Source organism: Bradyrhizobium sp. LB8.2, assembly GCF_040548035.1.
Lineage (GTDB): Bacteria > Pseudomonadota > Alphaproteobacteria > Rhizobiales > Xanthobacteraceae > Bradyrhizobium.
In genome coordinates, this window is the sequence record NZ_JBEPQV010000002.1 from 252,762 (window position 1) to 272,188 (window position 19,427).

Sequence of the window (19,427 nt, forward strand, 5' to 3'; positions counted from 1 at the left end):
CCGTAGCCCGGGCTCCATCCCGGCTGCGCGGCGTCACCTGCGCTGATTATACACGTCGATGCACACCGCCCCGAGCAGCACCAGTCCCTTGATGACCTGCTGGTAGTCGATGCCAATGCCGAGGATGGACATGCCGTTGTTCATCACGCCCATGATCATGGCGCCAACCACGGCGCCGCCGACGCGGCCGACACCGCCATAGGCCGACGCGCCGCCGATGAAGCAGGCGGCGATGACGTCGAGCTCGAAGCCGAGACCGGCCTTGGGCGTTGCGGTGTTGAGGCGCGCGGCGAAGACGAGGCCGGCGAGCGCGGCGAGCACGCCCATGTTGACGAAGGTGAGGAAGGTCAACCGTTCCGTCTTGATGCCCGACAGCTTTGCGGCTTTCGCATTGCCGCCGACCGCGTAGACCTGCCGGCCAATCACGGTGCGGCGGGTGACGAAGCCGTAGAGCGCGATCAACGCGGTCATGATGACCAGCACGTTCGGCAGGCCGCGATGCGAGGCGATCAGATAGGTGAAGTAGAGCACGGCGCAGGCCAGAAGAATGCTCTTGCCGAGGAAGAACGCGTAAGGCTCGACCTCGATGCCGTGCAACTGCTCGCGCGAGCGACCCTTGGCGCCGGCATAGACGAGGCCGAGCGCGAGCACGGCACCGATCAGCATGGACGTCGGATGCAGCGTGCCGGCCTCGGGCAGCATCTCCGGAATGAAGCCCGACGACAATTTCTGGAAGGTCGCCGGAAACGGTCCGAGCGACTGGCCCTGCAACACCGCGAGCGCAAGTCCCTTGAACACCAACATGCCGGCCAGCGTCACGATGAAGGACGGGATCTTGAAATAGGCCACCCAATAGCCCTGCGCGGCGCCGATCGCCGCGCCCAACAGCAGACAGGCGATGAAAGCGAGCGTGTAGTCGATCTTGTACGTCACCATCAGCACGGCGGCCACCGCGCCGACGAAGCCCGCGACCGAGCCGACCGAGAGGTCGATATGGCCGGTGACGATCACCAGCAGCATGCCCAGCGCCATGATGACGATGTAGCTGTTCTGGAGCACCAGATTGGTCAGGTTGAGCGGCTGCAGCAGCGTGCCGCCAGTCATGACCTGGAAGAACAGCATGATCGCGACCAGCGACATCAGCATGCCGTAATTGCGCAAATTGTTCTTGATGAAGCTGCCGTGCCGGCGCTCCTCGGGCAGCGATACCGTCTTGTCGGTCATGGCTGCGATCCTCCCATCTCCGCGCCCGCAAGGACGCTGCTTCCATAATTTCTATCGTTGCGCATGATGGCGCGCATGATCTTTTCCTGCGTCGCTTCAGTGCCCGGGAACTCGCCGACGAAGGCGCCGTCGTTCATGACACAAATGCGGTCGCAGATGCCGAGGAGCTCGGGCATCTCCGAGGAGATCACCACCACGCCGCGGCCGGCCTCCGCAAGCTCGTTGATGATACAGTAGATCTCGTATTTGGCACCGACGTCGATGCCCCGCGTCGGCTCGTCCAGGATCAAGACCTTGGGGTCCGTCATCAGCCATTTCGACAGCACGACCTTCTGCTGGTTGCCGCCGGAGAGCTGGCCGGTCTCCTGGTAGACGTCGGAGCAGCGGATGCGCATGCGGTTGCGATAGTCGCTGGCGACCTTCAGCTCGGCGATGTCGTCGATCACCCGGCGAGGCGCGACCTGGTCGAGGCTTGCGAGCGTGATGTTCTTGCGAACGTCGTCAGCGAGGATCAGGCCGAGCTGCTTGCGGTCCTCGGTGACATAGGCAAGACCCGCGTCGATCGCGGCCGCGACGTTCGGCAGCACGATCTCATGGCCCTCGAGCCGGATGCGACCGCTGATGGTAGTGCCCCAGGACCGACCGAACAGACTCATGGCGAATTCAGTGCGGCCGGCGCCCATCAATCCGGCAATGCCGACGACCTCGCCGCGCTTCACGCCGAAATCGATGTTCTTGATCACCTGCCGCTCGGGATGGATGGGATGGTAGACCGACCAGTTCTCGACGGTGAGGACGGGCTCGCCGATCTTTGCGCTACGCTCCGGGAAACGGTGGGCGAGATCGCGGTTGACCATGCTGCGGATGATGCGGTCTTCCTGGATCGGCTCGGCGCGGCAGTCGATGCCATCGACGGTGCGGCCATCGCGCAGCACGGTGATGTGGTCGGCGACGCGGGCGACCTCGTTCAGCTTGTGCGAGATCAGGATCGAGCCGATGCCCTGCTCGCGGAAGGCCACGAGACGTTCGAGCAGCGCGGCACTGTCAGCCTCGTTGAGACTGGCGGTGGGCTCGTCCAGGATCAGCATCCGCACCCGCTTGGACAGGGCCTTCGCGATTTCGACGAGTTGCTGCTTGCCGACGCCGAGATCGGTGATCAGCGTATCCGGCGATTCCTTGAGGCCAACCTGCGCGAGGAGTTCCCGCGTGCGCCGATACACCTCGTCGCGATCGACGACGCCAAGTCTTGAAGGCGGATGCGAAAGGAAGATGTTTTCGGCAATCGACATCAGCGGGATCAGCGCCAGCTCCTGATGGATGATGATGATGCCGAGCGCCTCGGAATCGTTGATGTCGCGAAAGCGCCGCTCCGCGCCATCAAAGATGATGGTGCCCTCGTAACTGCCGGCCGGATACACGCCGCTGAGCACCTTCATCAACGTCGACTTGCCGGCACCATTCTCGCCGACGAGGGCGTGGATCTGCCCGGCGTCAACCGAGAAGTTGACGTCGCGCAGCGCCTGCACGCCGGAAAAGCTCTTGCTGACGTTGCGCATCTCCAGCATTGCGGTCATCGTCGTTGTCCCTTGTTCAACCTCTCCCCATCTTGCGGGGATGATATCGCGGCATCCACATCGTCATTGCGAGCGCAGCGAAGCAATCCAGACTCTCTCCGCGGCGGAAGACTGGATTGCTTCGCTGCGCTCGCAATGACGGAGTGCATAGCAATCACTGCCCGTACGGAGATGGCCCCTCACCCCGCCCTCTCCCCGCGAGAGCGGGGCGAGGGCGAAGGAGATAAAGTCTTACTGGAATTGTGACTTCTTGTAGTAGCCGCTGTCGATCAGGACCTTCTCCCAATTGTCCTTATAGACCACGACCGGCTTGAGCAGGTAGGACGGCACGGTCTTGGCGCCGTTCTCGTAGGTCTTGGTGTCGTTGACGGTGACCTGCTTGCCGGCAAGCGCGGCGTCGACCATGTCGGCGGTCACCTTGGCGAGATCGCGGGTGTCCTTGAAGATGGTCGAATACTGGTCGCCGCGCAGCATCGCCTTGATCGAGGGCACCTCGGCATCCTGGCCCGAGATGACAGGCATCGGCTGGCCGGCGCTGCCATAACCGACGCCCTTCAGCGAGGAGATGATGCCGATCGACAGGCCGTCATACGGCGACAACACCGCATTGACCTTCTTGTTGCCGTAGTAGGCGCTGAGCAGATTGTCCATGCGAGCCTGCGCGGTGGCGCCGTCCCAGCGCAAGGTCGCGACCTTGTCCATGCCCATCTGGCCCGAAGCCACGACGAGCTTGCCGCTGTCGATGTACGGCTTCAGCACGCTCATCGCGCCGTTGTAGAAGAAGTAGGCATTGTTGTCGTCGGGCGAGCCGCCGAACAGCTCGATGTTGAACGGACCCTTGCCATCCTTGAGGCCGAGGCCCTGCACGATCGACTCGGCCTGGAGCACGCCCACCTGGAAATTGTCGAAGGTCGCATAGTAATCGACGTTCGGCGTGCCGCGGATCAGGCGGTCATAGGCGATCACGGTGATGCCCTTGGCCTTGGCCTGCTTGAGCACGTCGGAGAGCGTGGTGCCGTCGATCGCGGCGATCACCAGCGCCTTGGCGCCCTTGGTCACCATGTTCTCGACCTGCGAGAGCTGGTTCGGAATGTCGTCCTCGGCATATTGCAGGTCGGTGTTGTAGCCGCGTTCCTTCAGCACCTTGACCATGTTGTTGCCATCGTCGATCCAGCGCGCCGACGATTTGGTCGGCATGGCGATGCCGACCGTTGCTTTGTCCTGGGCTGAGGCGGTGACGCCCGCGGCCATCGTCGCGGCGCCGGCCAGCGCCAGCGCGAGGAATGTCGTCTTCAGTTTCAGCATGTTTCACTCCCTTATGGTGTCAGACTGTTTCTTGGCTTCGTCGAGAACGTGGCGATGAGCTGCTTCGGGCCTCCTATGCGAGCTTGACGTCCGGCTCCGCGCGACCATGCGCGGAGGCCTCCAACAGAAAGGTGCAGCCGGCCTGCGGATCGGCGGCGCGCGCCGCCGCGTCCATGTCCTGCCACGCCGAGGTGACGAGAATGCGCGATAAATCAGGGCCGACGAAAGCGGGGCAGCTTGCCTGCTTGGCCGGCACGCTGATCGAGCGCAGGCGCTCGCCCTGCGGCGAGTAGACATCGATGCGGCTTGCGCCCCAGCACGCGTTCCAGATCTGGCCATCTGCGTCGCACACCGAGCCGTCGAGGCCGCCGATGCCGGTATGGCGCAGCAGCACCTCGGGCTCGCCGCGCGGAAGGCCGGTCGCCGGATTGAGCGGCACGGAATAGAGCACGGCGCGTGCGGTGTCGGTGAAGTAGCCTGTGGCGCCATCGGGCGAGAAACAGATCGAGTTGGGAATGCTGATACCGGGAAACAGCGTCGAGATCTTGCCGCGATGGAACGCATAGATCGCGCCAGCCCCTCGCTCGGCCTTGCGGCCCATGGTGCCGATCCAGAACGTGCCGGATTGGTGCACGCGGCAATCATTGGAGCGCGTCGCGGGATTGTCGGCTTCGAGCGGGCAGAGCAGCGCCATCGCACCGTCGGCGAGCTTGCGGATGTAGAGTCCATCTTCCGCAACGATCAGCTGGCGCTCGGCATCGATGCGCCCGAGCGCGCTCGCCATCCGGCCGAGCGCATGGACGCGAATGCTGCCACGGCCGAGCTGCGCCTCGAACAGCCGCCCCTCGCGGATGTCGAACCACCAGGCCGTGTCGGTGGTCGCGTCATAGGTCGGTCCCTCGCCGAGATGGCAGGGATCGTCCGAGAGGACAGACGTCGGCACCTGCTCCATCATGGCGACCTCACCGCAAAGCGATAGACGGTATGATGGCGATAGACCCCGCCTGGATCGAGGCGCGGGCTTGGAAAATCCGGCCGGTTTGGTGAATTGGGCCACATGTGCGGCTCCAGGCACATCGCGTCCGACTGGCGATACAGCTTGCCGCCCTTCCCCGAGATCGTGCCGTCGAGATAGTTGCCGGAATAGACCTGAAGACCGGGCTGATCGGTGAACAGCTCCATGATCCGCCCCGAGCGCGGCGCCTCCAGCCGCGCCGCGAGCGCAAGCTTGCCGTCGCGGCCAAGACAGTAGGTATGGTCGTAGCCCTTGCCGTTCTGTAATTGCCGATCGCTCTCGCGGATGCGCGCGCCGACGGCCTGGGCGTCGCGGAAGTCGAACGGTGTGCCGGCAACGCTGCGCGGCGGCTCAGGAAGCGGAATGGCGGTGGGATCGATCGCCAGGAAATGTTCGGCGGCGACCGTCAGCTTGTGATCGAGAACGGGTGTGCCTGACGTCGCGCCCTCCAGATTGAAGAAGCTGTGATTGGTCAGGTTGACGATGGTCGGCCGGTCGGTCCGCGCCTCCATGGTGAGCGACAGCTCGCTCGGGCCGGTGACGCGATAGGTCAGGCGGACGTCGAGCCGGCCGGGATAGTTCTCCTCGCCATGCGGGCTCGTGTAGGTCAGCGTCACCGCCGACTCGGCGCCGTCGTCGATCTCCGCAATCTCCCAGAGCTTGCGGTCGAATCCGTCGAGGCCGCCATGCAACGCGTTCGGACCGTTGTTGACGGGAAGCTGCACCGTCTCGCCGTCCAGCGAAAATTGTCCGTTGGCGATGCGGTTGGCATAGCGGCCCACGGTGGCGCCAAAAAACTTCCGCTCGGCGAGATAGCCGGCGAACGCATCGTGACCCAGCACGACGTCGTCATAGCCGCCTCTCGCGTCCGGCGCGATCAGAGCCTGAATCACCGCGCCGTGGGTGATGATGCGCGCTTCGAACCCACTCTCCTCGCGCAGCACGATGCGCTCCACGCTACGGCCGTCCGGCAGTGTTCCGAAGACGTCTTTTTCTATTTTTGCGCCAGCCATGTCTAATCCACAAATGGTTCGACGATATTGCGCCTGCCGAGCAGGAAGGCATCGGCGACGAGACGAAGCGGCGCCAGATCGACGTCGCGGGCACCTGTTGCGGCAAGCGTGACGAAGCGCCGGTACAGCTCCCGATATTCCTCATCGGGCGCCTCGGCAACGGTCTTGCCGTCGATCGCCATGATCCGGCCGCCGCGGGATAGCGTCATCCGGCCCTGGTCGGTTTCGACGAGGATATCCCAGCTCTGCGGCCCGGTCTGGCGGAAATCGAACTCGGCGGTAACTCGCAGGCCATCAATATCGGCCAGCGTCAGGTTCGCGGCGATCGGCGCCTGGCAATTGGCGGGGAAGGCGAGCTCGGCCGCGGTGACGAACACCGGCTTCGGCAGGATCCTGGTCAGGATCGACAGCGCATTGATGCCGGGATCGAACACCCCGAGCCCGCCGGGCTCCCAGATCCAGGCCTGCCCGGGATGCCAGACGCGGACGTCCTCTTTCCAGTTGATGTGCACGGAGGCGATCCGCCGCGCGGCGAGCCATTGCCGCGCCGGCTCGACGGCCGGTGCTTGGCGCGAATGCCAGGTCGCAAACAGTGTGCGCTTCGCATCCGCCGCCATCGCGATCAAGGGATCGAGCTCGGCAACGCCGGTGCCGGGCGGCTTCTCCAGCATGACATGCTTGCCGGCGGCGAGCGCCAAGGCAGCCTGGGTGCGGCGCACCTGCGGCGGCGTGCACAGCGACACCGCATCGATCGACGGCCCCCTCTCCAGCAATTCCTCGATGGTGGCAAAGTGCGGCAGCCCCGGCAGCGAGGCGTTGCGGCTGGCAACGGCCGCGAGCGTCGCACCCGGCACCGCGGCGATCGCGCCGACATGCTGGTCCCGCGCGATCTTGCCGAAGCCGACGATGGCGATGCGAAGTTCAGTCACGATCTCTCTCCAGTGTCCGCGGACGGCAGCGCCTCGGCCGGTACAGTCTCGGTCACTGTACCCTCATGGCGGCGCATGCCGTTGTGAATGACGTAGACCATCGCCTCCGAGGCAGTCGCGGCATCACCCGTCGCGATGGCATCGACGATCTTCTGATGCCAGAGCAGCACGGTGTCGCGGTCCTCCGGTTCGACAGGTGCGCTGAGCAGGAACGAGGCGCGCAAGGCGGCCTCGATGACGTGCCCGATCGAGCGCATGAACAGATTACCGGACGCACGCGCCACGGCGACATGAAGCGCGAGGTCGGCATCAGCAAAGCCGACGGAATCGGAAGCCTCATCCCGCATCCGCTCCATGCAGCGACGCAGCTCGGCCAAGTCCTGCTCCGACCGCTGCGCCGCTGCCAGCACGGCCGCGCGCGGCTCGACCGCAAGGCGGATCTCGGCGAGGTCGTTGAGGAAGCGCTTGTCGATGCCGGCGTCCAGATGCCAGGCCAGCACGTCGGCGTCGAACATGTTCCAGGCGACGCGCTCGCGCACGACAGTGCCGACCCTCGCCTTGGTGGTGAGCAGGCCCTTGGCGACCAGCGTCTTCACGCTCTCGCGCAGCACCGGCCGCGACACGCCGAACATCGCGATCATCTCGGCATCACCCGGAAGCCTTGTCCCCTCCGCGTAACGCCCGGCGATGATGTCGACGCCGATCGAGCGCGCCACCTCCGCGTGATTGGAGTGCGCCCGGCGCGTCGGGATGACGACGATGCGCGAGGTCATGAGACGGCTCCCGCGCGCTTCGCCACCGGCCGGCGCGCGAGCGCGACCAGCCCCTGCTGCAAGGCGATGAAGGCGAACAGCAGCACGCCGGTCGCGATCTTGGTCCACCAGCTCGACAGCGTCCCGTCGAAATTGATGTAGGTCTGGATCATGCCCTGGATCAGCACGCCGAGGAAGGTGCCGACCACCGAGCCCTGCCCGCCGGTGAGCAGCGTGCCGCCGATCACGACCGCCGCAATGCTGTCGAGCTCGACGCCGACGGCGGAAAGCGAGTATCCCGCACTGGTGTAGAAGGAGAAGACGATGCCCGCGATGCCCGCCAGCAGGCTCGACAGCATGTAGATCTTCACCGTCATCCTGCCGACGGCAACGCCCATCAGGCTCGCGGCCTGCCGGCTGCCGCCGAGCGCATAGACATTGGCGCCGAACCGGGTGAGACGCAGCAGCAATGCGCCGCCGATCACGATCGTAAGCATGATGATCGCGACCGCAGTCAGGCGCCCGCCGCCGGGTAGCCGCAGCGCGAAGTCCGACACGGTGGAATAGACCGGCGCGGTGATCGGCACCGATTCCGTCGAGAGCAGGAAGCTGGCGCCACGGGCCAGGAACATGCCGGCGAGCGTCACGATGAAAGGCGGCAGATCGAAGACGTGGATCATCGCGCCCATCGCCGCGCCAAAGGCTCCCGAGAGCGCGAGGATGGCGACGAAGGCGACGAGAGGTGGAACGCCCCAGCGCTCGATCGCCAGCGCGACGAATACAGTGGTAAAGCCGATCACCGAGCCGACCGAGAGATCGATGCCGCCGGAGATGATGACGAAGGTCATGCCGGTCGCGACGATGCCGAGGAAGGCATTATCGGTGAGGAGATTGCCGACCACGCGAGTCGAGGCGATGTTGGGGAATTGCACCGCGCAGAGCGCGAATCCCGCGACGAGCACGATGGCGGTGATGAGGACGGGCGGCAGGCCTTTCAAGCTTTTGCCCTCCGCAGCCGCGCCACGACACCGGCAACGCCGGACAGTTTCGGTGATTGCAGCAGAAGCACGGCGATCACCACCACTGCCTTGACCAGCAAATTGAACTCCGGCGGATATCCCGACAGCAAAATGCCGGTGTTCATGGTCTGGATGATCAGTGCACCTAACACAGCAAGAATTAGGCTGAAGCGGCCGCCGAACAGCGAGGTGCCGCCGATCACAACGGCCAGGATCGCGTCGAGCTCGAGCCAGAGGCCGGCATTGTTGGCATCGGCGCCCATGATGTCGGCAGCCGCGATCACGCCGGCGAGCGCAGCACAGACACCGCACCAGACATAGACCGCCAAAATCATGGCGCGCGTGCCGACGCCAGCGAGTTCGCTCGCCCGCGCATTGCCGCCGGTGGCCTCGATCAGCAGTCCGAGCGCCGAGCCGCGCACCACCGCGCCGGTGACGATCAGCATGCCCAACGCAACCGCGACTGGCACCGGCACGCCAAGAATGGCGCCATTACCGAGCCAGACCAGATCGGGCGAGGAGAAGGTCACGATGCGACCCTCGGTGATGAGCTGCGCGATGCCGCGTCCCGCCACCATCAGGATCAACGTCGCGACGATCGGCTGCATGCCGAGCACCGCGACGAGAAATCCGTTCCACAAGCCGCAGATCAAGCCCGCGCCGAGCGCGGCTGCCAGCACCACGGCCAGACTATGGCTGTCGGCGAGGCTCGCCGCGATCGCGCCAGAGATCGCCATGATCGCGCCGACCGAGAGATCAATGCCGCGCGTCGCAATCACCAGCACCATGCCGAGCGAGAGCAGCGCCACCGGCGTGCCACGGTTGAGCACGTCGATCAGGCTGCCGAACAGACGGCCGTCCTGGAGACGCAGGTCGAAGAATTGCGGCGACACCACACGATCGACCGCCAGGATAACGATTAACGCAAGGATCTGGGCAAGGCCGCGGCGCGGCAACAGCGCTGTCATGCCCGGCCCTCATGCGCGACACTGACCCCGTCGGCGGCGATGGCGGCGAGAATGCTGCCGACGTCGGTAGCCTCGCCGGCGAGCTCCTCGACATGGGCGCGATCGCGCAGCACCACCACACGATCGGAATAGGTCACGATCTCGTCGAGCTCGGAGGAGATCACGAGCAGCGCCAGCCCGTCGTCGCAGAGCTCGCGGATCAGGCGGATGATCTCGGCATGCGCACCGACGTCGATGCCGCGGGTCGGCTCGTCCAGCACGAGCAGCCGCGGCGAGGTCGCAAGCCAGCGAGCCAGCAGCACCTTTTGCTGATTGCCCCCGGACAACAGCCCGACGGGACGCTCCGGATCGGGCGGGCGGATGTCGAGCATCTTGACGTAACGGCTTGCGATCTCGTCCTGCTCGCGGCGCGACAGCGGCCGATGTAGGCCACGCTTGGCCTGGAGCGCGAGCACGATGTTCTCGCGCACGGTAAGCTCGGCGACGATGCCGTCGGTCTTGCGCTCTTCCGGGCAATAGCCAAAGCCGTGGCGCACGCCATCGCGCGGCGACTGAAGCCGGACAGGCACGCCTTCGACTCTCGCCTGCCCGCGATCGGCGCGCTCGGCGCCGAACACCAGCCGCGCCGTCTCGGTTCGGCCGGAGCCAAGCAGACCGGCGAGGCCGACGACCTCGCCGTGGCGCAGCTCGAGATTGAACGGCGCGACGTAGCCGGCCTTGCCGTAATTCTCGAAGCTCGCACAGACGTCACGCGTCTTCTGCGCGCCTGCCGATGCCCGGGTGCTGGTGGTCTCCGCAAGCTCGCGGCCGAGCATCATCCGGATCAGCTCGAGCCGCGACAGAGACGCGGTCTCGCGCTCGCCGACCAGGCGGCCGTTGCGCAAGACTGTGATGCGATCGGAGATCTCGTAGACCTGGTCGAGAAAATGGCTGACGAAAACGATCCCGATACCGCGCCTGGCGAGCTGGCGCATGATGCGAAAGAGGATCTCGACCTCGTGGCGGTCGAGGCTCGCGGTCGGCTCGTCCAGGATCAGCACGCGTGCGGAGAGATCGACGGCGCGCGCGATCGCGGTGACGTGCTGCACGGCGACGGAATAGCTGCCGAGCGGCGCCGATACATCGATATCGAGACCGAAATCCGCGAGCAATGTCTTCGCGCGACGGCGCACCTCGCCTTCGCGCACGATGCCGAAGCGCATCGGCTGGCGATCGAGGAACAGGTTCTGCGCCACCGAGAGGTTCGGCAGCAAATTGACTTCCTGATAGACGGTGGCAATGCCGGCCTGAAGTGCGGCCTTGGCCGAGCGCGGCGCGACCTCTTCGCCGCTGATCCTGACGATGCCGGCATCGCGCGGGAACACGCCCGTGATCACCTTGATCAGCGTAGATTTGCCGGCGCCGTTCTCGCCGAGCAGCGCATGGATCTCGCCGGCGCGGAGCGTGAAGTCGACCTCCTGCAACGCATGCACAGCACCAAAACTTTTGCTGATCCCGCGCACCTCCAGCAGGGAAGCGGCAGAATCCGAGCTGTTCTCCATCGTGACGTCACTCCCACCGGCGCCCGCTGATGATGCGGACACCCAGCCTATCCGTTCGCGCAGCGGTTTCGAAGGGGGCCGCCGGACTGCCGAAACACGGCCGTCCGGCGACGCACTCGCCTCAGTAACCGAGGCCCTTCTTGCTGTCGTAGATCTTCTGCGGATCGTCGGTGGGCGTGTAGAGCTTCGAGTCGGTCTGGATCCATTTCGGCGGAACCGTGCCCTTATCCTTGAACGCCGCGATGGCATCGAGGGCGGGACCCGCCATGTTCGGCGTCAGCTCGACCGTGGCATTGGCTTCGCCTGCGACCATCGCCTTGAAGATGTCGGGGACCGCGTCGATCGAGACGGTGAGGATGTCCTTGCCGGGCTTGAGGCCCGCTTCCTTCATCGCCTGGATGGCGCCGACCATCATGTCGTCGTTGTGCGCATAGACCGCGCAGATCGACTTGCCGCCGCCTTCGGCCTTGATGAAGCTTTCCATCACTTCCTTGCCCTTGGCGCGGGTGAAGTCGCCGGTCTGGCTGCGCACCACCTTCAGGTTCGCATGCTTGGCGATGGCGGCGTCAAAACCCTTCTTGCGATTGGCGGCCACGCTGGCGCCGACGGTGCCCTGCAATTCGACGATGTTGCAGGCCTTGGCCCCGACGGTCTTCGCCAGCCAGTCGCCGGCGACCTCGCCTTCGTGCACGCTGTCGGAGGTCACGGCGGTGAGATAGAGCTCCTTGCCGGAGGGATCGATGTCGCGGTCGAGCAGCACGACCGGGATCTTGGCCTCCTTCGCTTCCTTCAGCACCGAGTCCCAGCCGGTCGAGACGACCGGCGCGAGGAAGATCGCATCGACGTTCTGCGCGATGAAGGAGCGGATCGCCTTGATCTGGTTCTCCTGCTTCTGCTGCGCGTCGGCGATCTTGAGATTGACCTTGCGCTTGGTAGCCTCCTGCTTGGAGACCGACGTCTCGGCCGCGCGCCAGCCGGATTCCGATCCGATCTGCGAGAAGCCGATGGTGAGTTCGGCGGCGTTGGCCGGCAGCGCGAGCAGCAACGCGGCGGTCGCGCTGGCCGCAAAGAGGGCTTTGAGGATCATCAGGCGTGTCTCCCAAAATGTTAATCCGGGCGCGCCGATTGGTAGCATGGCACCCGCAGACCGCCCTTGGAGGCGGCGGGAGGGACTATTTCACGGAAGTTTGGTTCCGACTAGTCATATTATCTGACTATTTGCGCTGAACACGGCAGTCGGCGGGAGGGCCATCGTATGACACGCCCAGCGCGATTTTGTTCCGCGGATGCAACGGGAAGATGAAAAGAATGTGTGCGGCCCATCCTTCGAGACGCCCGCTGTTTGCGGGCTCCTCAGGATGAGGTTCATGTTGGCAGCTAAATCCTGAACCTCATGGTGAGGAGCGCCGCTTGCGGCGCGTCTCGAACCATGAGGCCCCGCAAGTGAGATGAAGCGAAGCCGGCGCTAGATCAGCTTCCGCTGCGCCAGATTCGTCATCAGCGCACCGATGCCAAAGGTCCAGGGCTCGCACTCGTCGCTGGTCCGCATGCGGTTGACGAGCTTGCCGAGCTGGGGCGCCGAGATCGTGACGATGTCATCGCGCTTGTGGGTGAACCCCTGCCCCGGAGCATCGCGATCCTTGACCGGCGCGAACATCGTGCCGAGGAACAGTACGAAGCCATCAGGGTATTGATGCACCTTGCCGATCGTTTGCTCGACCAGGTCGGTGGGATCGCGGCTGATCATGCTGATCGAGGAGTGGCCGTCGAGGACAAAACCGTCCGCCCCTTTCACGTTCAGGCTGATCTCCAGCTTGCGCGCGTCGTCGAGCGAAAAACTGTCGTCGAACAGACGCAGCAGCGGGCCGATCGCGCAGGAGGCGTTGTTGTCCTTGGCCTTAGACAACAGCAGCGCCGAGCGGCCCTCGAAGTCGCGCAGATTGACGTCGTTGCCGAGCGCGCCGCCGACGATCTTGCCGCGGCTGGAGACGAACAGCACCAGCTCGGGCTCCGGATTGTTCCAGGTCGATTTCGGATGCAGCCCGGCATCCATGCCGGTGCCGACCGAGGACAAGGTCGGCGCCTTGGTGAAAACCTCTGCATCGGGGCCGATGCCGACTTCGAGATACTGGCTCCAGGCGTTCTGGTCGATCAGCACCTGCTTCAGGTGCATCGCCTGATCTGAGCCCGGCTTGAGTTTTGACAGATCGTCTCCGATCAGCCGCGTCACTTCTTTCCGGATCGCTTCCGCCGAGGCCGGATTGCCTTTCGCCCGCTCCTCGATCACGCGCTCCAGCATCGAGATGGCGAAGGTGACGCCGGCCGCCTTCAGGGTCTGGAGATCGACCGGCGCGAGCAGCCACGGCATTTTCGAATCGCGCTGATCCGGCGCCGTGTTGGCGACGATGGCATCGAGATCGCCGATGCGCTCACCCCTGGTCGCGGCAAGCGCCTTGGCCGGCTCGTCCTCTTCGCAGAGCGCGCTGATGGTCGGGAATTTCGCGGTGACGTCGAAGACACCGTCGGCGCGGACGGCGACCACGGCCGGGCCATTCGCCTGCGGCAGCCAGACGCGGCCGACGAGCGTTCCCCGCGTGCCGTCCTCGGGAAGAAGGTCCTTAACCGTCAATGTCGTCATGGCGCGTCCCCGCTCTTTTCGGATCGGCCGCGCTCGAAGAGGCCGATCATGTTGGCGAAGACCAATAAACGTCTGGGACGGGAAGTCCAGAGCGGCAGCCTGCCGCGCTTCTATGCCCCCGCCCGCGCCTTTCGGGCCGCGATCTGCTGCAGCGCCCAGCGCGCGTTCTTGCGCACATCGGGATCGGCATCATCGGCGATGACGGCGAGGAACGCTTCGCCGTCGGGATGGGCGATCTCGCCGAGAGCCGCGGCCGCCTCCTTCCGCAAGTTCGCTTGCTCGTGATTGACGCAATTGCCGATCGGGCGCACCGCGCGCTCGATCTTCATTCGACCAAGACTGCGGATCGCCTTCAGCCGCACCTGCCAGAAATCGTCGCCGAGCGAAGCGACCAGTTGATCGGCGGCGATCGAACCGTTGACGTTGAGACCCAGCGTCTCCGCCGCCATCTCGCGCACCATCCAGTCCGAATCCTTCAGCGCACGCGTGATCGTCTCCGCCGCAGGCTTCAGATGCGAGAACGCGAGTGCGCTGACGGCAGCACGGCGCACATGCGCGTCGGGATCGTTGATCAGCGCGGTCAGCGCCGGAATTGATTCCTCAAGTTTGAGGAAACCGATCACACCGATCGCCTGCACGCGCACGGCGGCGTCCGTATCCTGGAGCGCTTCCAGCGCCGGCTTCAACGTATCCTTGCAGCGCAGCTCCTTGAGCGCACGCAACGCGCTCATGCGCACGAAGGCGTGGGCATGCTTGACCAGCGGCAGGATGATGTCGGCGCAGGCTGGATCCTTGAACTCGGCCATGCTGTCGGCCGCGGCGGCGGCGACGATCCTTTCGGGATCGACCAGCAGCTTCACCAGCGCACTGGCGGCCTCCGGCCCGTCGAACTCGCCGAGCGCCATCGCCACCTGCTGGCGCACGCCGGCATCGGGATCGGCGACCATGCTGGCGAGATGGCCGACCGCTGCGGGATCGCCGGAATGGCCGAGCGCGATGATCGCGACGCGGCGCTCGGCGGGATCTGCGGCCTGCAAACGCTCGTCGGCGTCTTCGAGGTCGTCGTAGGATTCGAACGGGCTCGACATGATCACCTCAACAGATAAGGAATGTTGACGGTGACGGCGCCGGTCGGGCAATCCGCCTCGCAGGGCATGCAGTACCAGCATTCGTCATAGGCCATGTAGGCCTTGCCGGTCATGTCGCTGATGCGCAGCACGTCGAGCGGGCAGACGTCGACGCACACGGTGCAGCCCTTGTCGGCGATGCATTTGGCGTCGTCAACGACCACCGGAACCGATGTCTGATAGGAAGCGAGAGGCATCGTATGTCTCCTGTTATTTGTGCGGCGGGTCAGGCTGTGGCGCGAATGCGCTGCTTGTCGTAGAGATCCTTTTCGTCGTCGGCGATCGGCACGACGTAGGGCTCCACGGCACGCTTCTCGCTGGTCATCTTGTCGTTCTGCTTGGACAGCAGCGTGTGGCAGAACCAGTTCTCGTTGTCCTTCTCCGGGAAATCCGTGCGCCAATGATAGAGGCCCCAGCGACTTTCCTCGCGGTAAAGCGAGGCATGCACAGCCATGTCGGCACAGTCCATGATTGATTGCACTTCGAGGGCGCGGAGCAGCTCATGCGCGTTGCGCGCAATCATGTGCTCCTGCATGTCCTCGCGGGCCTCGGCGAGGCGGCGCATGCCGAGCTCGTATTTGCGCGTGACTTTTGGCGGCTGGAGATAGTCGTTGACCAGGCGCCGGGTCTTGTACTCGATCTGGTTCGGCGGAATGCCATCCTCGCGCTTGGTCGGCGCCATCACGCGGTCGCGTTCCCTGGCGACATCGGCCGCATCGAACTCCGCAAAGTCGTGGTTCTCGGCAAACTCCATCGCGTCGATGCCGGCAACCGCCCCGTTGGTGAAGGCGCCCAGCATGTAGTTGTGCGGCACGCTCGCCATGTCGCCCGCGGCATAAAGGCCGGGCACAGTGGTGCGCGCGTTGTCGTCGACGAACACGCCGGAGGCGCTGTGACCCGAGCAAAAGCCGATCTCGGAGATGTGCATCTCGATCGACTCTTTGCGGTAGTCGATGCCGCGCCCCTGTTGGAACAGGCCGCGCGTCGGCCGCTCCACCTTGTGCAGCGTGGTTTCGATCTCCTCGATCGTGTTCGGATGCAGATGCTTGAGCTGGAGGAACACCGGACCCTTGCCCGACAGGAGTTCATTGTAGAACTCCAGCATCATCTGCCCCGACCAATAGTCGCATTCGATGAAGCGCGATCCCTCGTTGTTGGCAGTGAAGGCGCCGAAAGGACCGGCGACGTAGGCGCAGGCCGGGCCGTTATAGTCCTTGATCAGCGGATTGATCTGGTAGCATTCGAGGTTCGCGAGCGCGGCGCCGGCATGATAGGCCATCGCATAACCGTCGCCGGAATTGGCGGCGTTCTCGTAAGTGCCGAACATGTAACCGGAGGTCGGGAGACCGAGGCGACCGGCTGCGCCCATGCAGAGGATCACCGACTTGGCCTTGATCACCAGGATTTCGGCCGTGCGGGTGTTGACGCTGATCGCGCCGGCGATACGACCATCAGCGGACTTCAGCAGCCGCGTCGCCATGTAGCGGTTGGAGATCAGGATGCGAGCGCGGCGAAGCTGGCGATAGAGCGCCTTCTTCACGGTCTCGCCGTTCGGCATCGGCAGAACGTAGCTGCCGATATGATGCACCTTCTTGACGGCGTAATCGCCGTTCTCGTTCTTCAGGAAGCGAATGCCGAAACTGTCGAGCTCCTCGACGATCTTGTAACAGTTCTGCGCGTATTTATAGACCGCCTTTTGATCGACGATGCCGTCATTGGCGATGGTGATTTCCTTGGTGTACTGCTCGGGCGTCGCGTAGCCGGGGATGACGGCGTTGTTCAGCCCGTCCATGCCCATCGAGATGGCGCCGGAACGCTTGACATTGGCCTTTTCGAGCAGGACGACATTGGCCTTCGGGTTCTTCAGCTTCGCCTTCAGCGCCGCCATCGGGCCGGCGGTGCCGCCGCCGATCACGAGCACATCGCAGGAAACCTCCGAAAGTCCGTCCACGATCTGATCTAGTGCCATCGCTTGCTCCTGGTTCACCGGCAGGTCCGGCGCCTTTGCATCAGATTTGTTCAGTGGCTCGTCCGGCGATAGCAATTAGTTGTCGCCGGGACGCGATTTGCGCATCAGCGCTCGACGAAGGCCTTTTCGATCACGAAATGGCCGGGCCGGCTGTGATTGCCCTCGACAAACCCGCGCGCGGAAAGCATCGCGGGAAGTTCCTCCAACATCGCCGGGCTGCCGCACAGCATGATGCGGTCGGTCTCGATATCGAGACCCGACTGCCCGATATCGTCGAAGAGTTGATTCGAGGCGATCAGGTCGCTGATGCGGCCCCGATTCCTGAACGGCTCGCGGGTGACGGTCGGGTAGTAGACGAGCTTGTCGCGGATCAGCGGCCCGAAAAACTCGTGATCGCGCAGGCATTCGACGAGGTGCTCGCCATAGGAGAGCTCGGAGACCTGGCGGCAGCCATGGGCGAGCACGATGGTCTCGTAGTTCTCGTAGACGTCGGGGTCCTTGATCAGGCTGGCGAACGGCGCAAGCCCCGTTCCGGTCGAGAGCAGCAACAGGCGCTTGCCGGGAATGAGATTGCCCGTGATCAGCGTGCCCGTCGCCTTGCGGCCGACCAGAATGATGTCGCCTTCCCTGATCTTCTGGAGCCGAGAGGTCAGCGGTCCGTCTTGCACCTTGATCGAGAAGAACTCGAGCGCCTCCTCGTGATTGGCGCTGGCCATGCTGTAGGCTCGCAGCAACGGCTTGCCCTCGACTTCTAGTCCGATCATCGCGAACTGGCCGTTCTGGAAGCGGAAGCCGGGATCGCGCGTCGCGGTGAAGCTGAACAGGGACTCGGTCCAGTGCCTGACCGACAAAACCGTTTCCTTCTGAAATGCGCTCATTGTCTCTCCTGACCTCGATTGGGCACAAGGTTTCGGAGAGAACGGAATCGGGCAACGCCGAACTGAAATTCCCGGTCGATTAGTTTCACATTTCGCGGGCGATGATTGAAGTACAGGCGACCAAGAACAGCGCCGCGCGCTTGCGCAGGCAATTAGTTGCTATCGCGGTGGCGTCACGACGACATAGAGAGAGGTTGGAGATGCGTCATGACCTTGGTGGCACCGACCGTGGCAGATTACGAAGCAAGCGCCGACCTCGCCACGCTCCGTGTTCGCACCGCTGGGGACGACGCGCTGGACTTGCCCGCGGAAACACTCCGCCTCTCCTGCAAATGCGCCCACTGCACCCGCGCCCGCTTCGACGGCCGCTTCCCAGAGCGGTTTCCGGGCATCGCGATCACTGAGATCGGCGATCTCGGTTATGGGCTGAACATCTCGTTTTCGGATGGGCACAACCGGGGGATTTACCCCAAGCCGTATCTGTTGAGCCTGGCGGGGCGCTAGGCCCATACTCGCTGTCGTCCTGGCCTTCGCCAGGACGACGGCTTCATGCACATCACACGGTTCCTCGCCCTATCTGGCACGGACATTGCTCCTCTTTAGAACGATTTCAACGTTCCGGAGGCAGACGATGTTGCAGGCGGCGAATGCGGTTCGGGGGGCTGGTCCCCCGGCAGTCCGGCCTGCCGGCAGTTCCTCGCTGCTGCTCACCGAAAACCAGCAATGGATCGGCGGACCGCCGCCGTTGATGGACAAGCTCAGCCAGCGCGAGCGGGAGCTGGTGCTGAGACAGGGCCGCCGAAAAGTGCTCAACCGCGGCCAGACGCTGTTCAGCCAGGGCGGCAAGCATGACGGCATCTGGCTGATCGAGAGCGGCCGTATCCGGGTGTTCTACACCTCCCCTCTCGGCCGCGAGATCACGCTGGCTTACTGGCATGTTGGCAATTTCGTCGGCGGGCCCGAAGTGTTCGAGGGCACCGTGCATCAATGGTCCGGCGTTGCATCCAGCAATTGCAGCGTGGTGCATCTGCCCGGAAAGGAGCTACGGTCCCTTGCCGTAGAGATCCCGAACCTTGCGATCGGCCTGATCGAGGGCCTGACCTTCAAGGGCAAGTGCTATTCGGCGCTGGCCCAGATGCTGGGAACGCGCTCGATCACACAGCGCCTTGCGCATCTCCTGCTGCATCTCGTCGATCTCTACGGCGTCGAGGACGCCGACGGCCGGGTGATCGCGGCCGCCTTCACCCACGCCGATATCGCCCACATGGTCGGCGCGACCAGGCAATGGGTCACGATCAGCCTGAAGCGCATGCAGGAGAAGGGAATCGTGCTGACCAAGCGCTCGCAGATCGTGGTCTGCCGGCCCGACGTGCTGGAAGAGATGCGGGGGCAAGGATCTGACTAGGGCCGATGCCCAGGCAAGCGGCTTTATAGTGCAGGACTGCTCAAGGAGTATGCAATCCGCTTTTCCCGGC

18 protein-coding genes are annotated in these 19,427 nt (G+C 64.3%); 2 read left to right on the forward strand and 16 right to left on the reverse strand.

From position 1 onward, the window contains the following. Positions 1 to 33: 33 nt before the first annotated feature. The 16 genes from mmsB to ABIB06_RS03620 form a co-directional block, all read right to left on the reverse strand. Positions 34 to 1,224, reverse strand: a complete 1,191-nt coding sequence (mmsB, locus tag ABIB06_RS03545; protein WP_354044338.1) for a multiple monosaccharide ABC transporter permease — start codon at positions 1,222 to 1,224, stop codon at positions 34 to 36. Continuing rightward, positions 1,221 to 2,798, reverse strand: a complete 1,578-nt coding sequence (mmsA, locus tag ABIB06_RS03550; protein ID WP_354044341.1) for a multiple monosaccharide ABC transporter ATP-binding protein — start codon at positions 2,796 to 2,798, stop codon at positions 1,221 to 1,223. Before mmsA ends, mmsB begins: the two co-directional genes overlap by 4 nt. 231 nt (positions 2,799 to 3,029) lie before the next feature. Further along, entirely contained in the window at positions 3,030 to 4,103 is a 1,074-nt protein-coding gene (gene chvE / locus ABIB06_RS03555) for a multiple monosaccharide ABC transporter substrate-binding protein (RefSeq protein WP_247350094.1), read from the reverse strand. A 73-nt stretch (positions 4,104 to 4,176) separates the two neighbouring features. Beyond that, a complete protein-coding gene (locus ABIB06_RS03560; RefSeq protein ID WP_247350272.1) occupies positions 4,177 to 5,055 on the reverse strand; it encodes an SMP-30/gluconolactonase/LRE family protein in 879 nt (292 codons plus the stop codon). Continuing rightward, positions 5,055 to 6,131: an aldose epimerase family protein gene (locus ABIB06_RS03565; protein WP_354044346.1), complete on the reverse strand. Its 1,077-nt coding sequence runs from the start codon at positions 6,129 to 6,131 to the stop codon at positions 5,055 to 5,057. Before ABIB06_RS03565 ends, ABIB06_RS03560 begins: the two co-directional genes overlap by 1 nt. Before the next feature lie 2 nt (positions 6,132 to 6,133). Beyond that, positions 6,134 to 7,060 carry a Gfo/Idh/MocA family protein gene (locus tag ABIB06_RS03570; protein ID WP_354044350.1) on the reverse strand — a complete coding sequence of 309 codons (927 nt, stop codon included), beginning with the start codon at positions 7,058 to 7,060 and terminating at the stop codon, positions 6,134 to 6,136. Beyond that, complete coding sequence (locus ABIB06_RS03575) at positions 7,057 to 7,833, reverse strand: FadR/GntR family transcriptional regulator (RefSeq protein WP_354044353.1); 777 nt, start codon at positions 7,831 to 7,833, stop codon at positions 7,057 to 7,059. The genes ABIB06_RS03570 and ABIB06_RS03575 overlap by 4 nt, the downstream gene beginning before the upstream one ends. Further along, entirely contained in the window at positions 7,830 to 8,810 is a 981-nt protein-coding gene (gene yjfF / locus ABIB06_RS03580; protein ID WP_247350087.1) for a galactofuranose ABC transporter, permease protein YjfF, read from the reverse strand. The genes ABIB06_RS03575 and yjfF overlap by 4 nt, the downstream gene beginning before the upstream one ends. Continuing rightward, on the reverse strand, positions 8,807 to 9,799 hold the full coding sequence (locus ABIB06_RS03585) for an ABC transporter permease (RefSeq protein WP_354044358.1): 993 nt from the start codon (positions 9,797 to 9,799) through the stop codon (positions 8,807 to 8,809). Before ABIB06_RS03585 ends, yjfF begins: the two co-directional genes overlap by 4 nt. Further along, the gene (locus tag ABIB06_RS03590) at positions 9,796 to 11,340 is read right to left on the reverse strand and encodes a sugar ABC transporter ATP-binding protein (protein WP_354044574.1); all 1,545 of its coding nucleotides are present in this window, start codon (positions 11,338 to 11,340) and stop codon (positions 9,796 to 9,798) included. The genes ABIB06_RS03585 and ABIB06_RS03590 overlap by 4 nt, the downstream gene beginning before the upstream one ends. Positions 11,341 to 11,461: 121 nt before the next feature. After that, complete coding sequence (gene ytfQ, locus ABIB06_RS03595) at positions 11,462 to 12,427, reverse strand: galactofuranose ABC transporter, galactofuranose-binding protein YtfQ (RefSeq protein WP_247350085.1); 966 nt, start codon at positions 12,425 to 12,427, stop codon at positions 11,462 to 11,464. Positions 12,428 to 12,805: 378 nt separating this feature from the next. Further along, positions 12,806 to 13,978 carry a fumarylacetoacetate hydrolase family protein gene (locus ABIB06_RS03600; protein WP_354044364.1) on the reverse strand — a complete coding sequence of 391 codons (1,173 nt, stop codon included), beginning with the start codon at positions 13,976 to 13,978 and terminating at the stop codon, positions 12,806 to 12,808. 110 nt (positions 13,979 to 14,088) lie between these two features. Continuing rightward, complete coding sequence (locus ABIB06_RS03605; protein WP_354044368.1) at positions 14,089 to 15,066, reverse strand: HEAT repeat domain-containing protein; 978 nt, start codon at positions 15,064 to 15,066, stop codon at positions 14,089 to 14,091. A gap of 2 nt (positions 15,067 to 15,068) precedes the next feature. After that, entirely contained in the window at positions 15,069 to 15,302 is a 234-nt protein-coding gene (locus tag ABIB06_RS03610) for a 4Fe-4S dicluster domain-containing protein (protein WP_008141081.1), read from the reverse strand. Between the two features lie 29 nt (positions 15,303 to 15,331). Then, positions 15,332 to 17,074, reverse strand: coding sequence for a fumarate reductase/succinate dehydrogenase flavoprotein subunit (locus tag ABIB06_RS03615; RefSeq protein WP_247350080.1), 1,743 nt, complete (start codon positions 17,072 to 17,074; stop codon positions 15,332 to 15,334). Positions 17,075 to 17,178: 104 nt separating this feature from the next. Continuing rightward, entirely contained in the window at positions 17,179 to 17,952 is a 774-nt protein-coding gene (locus tag ABIB06_RS03620; RefSeq protein WP_354044374.1) for a ferredoxin--NADP reductase, read from the reverse strand. A gap of 207 nt (positions 17,953 to 18,159) precedes the next feature. Between ABIB06_RS03620 and ABIB06_RS03625 the strand changes: the two genes are divergently transcribed. Then, positions 18,160 to 18,456 carry a gamma-butyrobetaine hydroxylase-like domain-containing protein gene (locus ABIB06_RS03625; protein ID WP_354044378.1) on the forward strand — a complete coding sequence of 99 codons (297 nt, stop codon included), beginning with the start codon at positions 18,160 to 18,162 and terminating at the stop codon, positions 18,454 to 18,456. Positions 18,457 to 18,583: 127 nt separating this feature from the next. Next, the gene (locus ABIB06_RS03630; protein WP_354044381.1) at positions 18,584 to 19,357 is read left to right on the forward strand and encodes a Crp/Fnr family transcriptional regulator; all 774 of its coding nucleotides are present in this window, start codon (positions 18,584 to 18,586) and stop codon (positions 19,355 to 19,357) included. The last annotated feature ends 70 nt before the right edge of the window (positions 19,358 to 19,427 follow it).

What these genes read in the sequence shown, in the direction of transcription:
- mmsB (WP_354044338.1), bottom strand. Translation starts at nt 1,224, where the DNA reads ATGACCGACAAGACGGTATCGCTGCCCGAGGAGCGCCGGCACGGCAGC.
- mmsA (WP_354044341.1), bottom strand. Translation starts at nt 2,798, where the DNA reads ATGACCGCAATGCTGGAGATGCGCAACGTCAGCAAGAGCTTTTCCGGC.
- chvE (WP_247350094.1), bottom strand. Translation starts at nt 4,103, where the DNA reads ATGCTGAAACTGAAGACGACATTCCTCGCGCTGGCGCTGGCCGGCGCC.
- ABIB06_RS03560 (WP_247350272.1), bottom strand. Translation starts at nt 5,055, where the DNA reads ATGGAGCAGGTGCCGACGTCTGTCCTCTCGGACGATCCCTGCCATCTC.
- ABIB06_RS03565 (WP_354044346.1), bottom strand. Translation starts at nt 6,131, where the DNA reads ATGGCTGGCGCAAAAATAGAAAAAGACGTCTTCGGAACACTGCCGGAC.
- ABIB06_RS03575 (WP_354044353.1), bottom strand. Translation starts at nt 7,833, where the DNA reads ATGACCTCGCGCATCGTCGTCATCCCGACGCGCCGGGCGCACTCCAAT.
- ABIB06_RS03585 (WP_354044358.1), bottom strand. Translation starts at nt 9,799, where the DNA reads ATGACAGCGCTGTTGCCGCGCCGCGGCCTTGCCCAGATCCTTGCGTTA.
- ABIB06_RS03590 (WP_354044574.1), bottom strand. Translation starts at nt 11,340, where the DNA reads ATGGAGAACAGCTCGGATTCTGCCGCTTCCCTGCTGGAGGTGCGCGGG.
- ytfQ (WP_247350085.1), bottom strand. Translation starts at nt 12,427, where the DNA reads ATGATCCTCAAAGCCCTCTTTGCGGCCAGCGCGACCGCCGCGTTGCTG.
- ABIB06_RS03600 (WP_354044364.1), bottom strand. Translation starts at nt 13,978, where the DNA reads ATGACGACATTGACGGTTAAGGACCTTCTTCCCGAGGACGGCACGCGG.
- ABIB06_RS03605 (WP_354044368.1), bottom strand. Translation starts at nt 15,066, where the DNA reads ATGTCGAGCCCGTTCGAATCCTACGACGACCTCGAAGACGCCGACGAG.
- ABIB06_RS03610 (WP_008141081.1), bottom strand. Translation starts at nt 15,302, where the DNA reads ATGCCTCTCGCTTCCTATCAGACATCGGTTCCGGTGGTCGTTGACGAC.
- ABIB06_RS03615 (WP_247350080.1), bottom strand. Translation starts at nt 17,074, where the DNA reads ATGGCACTAGATCAGATCGTGGACGGACTTTCGGAGGTTTCCTGCGAT.
- ABIB06_RS03620 (WP_354044374.1), bottom strand. Translation starts at nt 17,952, where the DNA reads ATGAGCGCATTTCAGAAGGAAACGGTTTTGTCGGTCAGGCACTGGACC.
- ABIB06_RS03625 (WP_354044378.1), top strand. Translation starts at nt 18,160, where the DNA reads ATGACCTTGGTGGCACCGACCGTGGCAGATTACGAAGCAAGCGCCGAC.
- ABIB06_RS03630 (WP_354044381.1), top strand. Translation starts at nt 18,584, where the DNA reads ATGTTGCAGGCGGCGAATGCGGTTCGGGGGGCTGGTCCCCCGGCAGTC.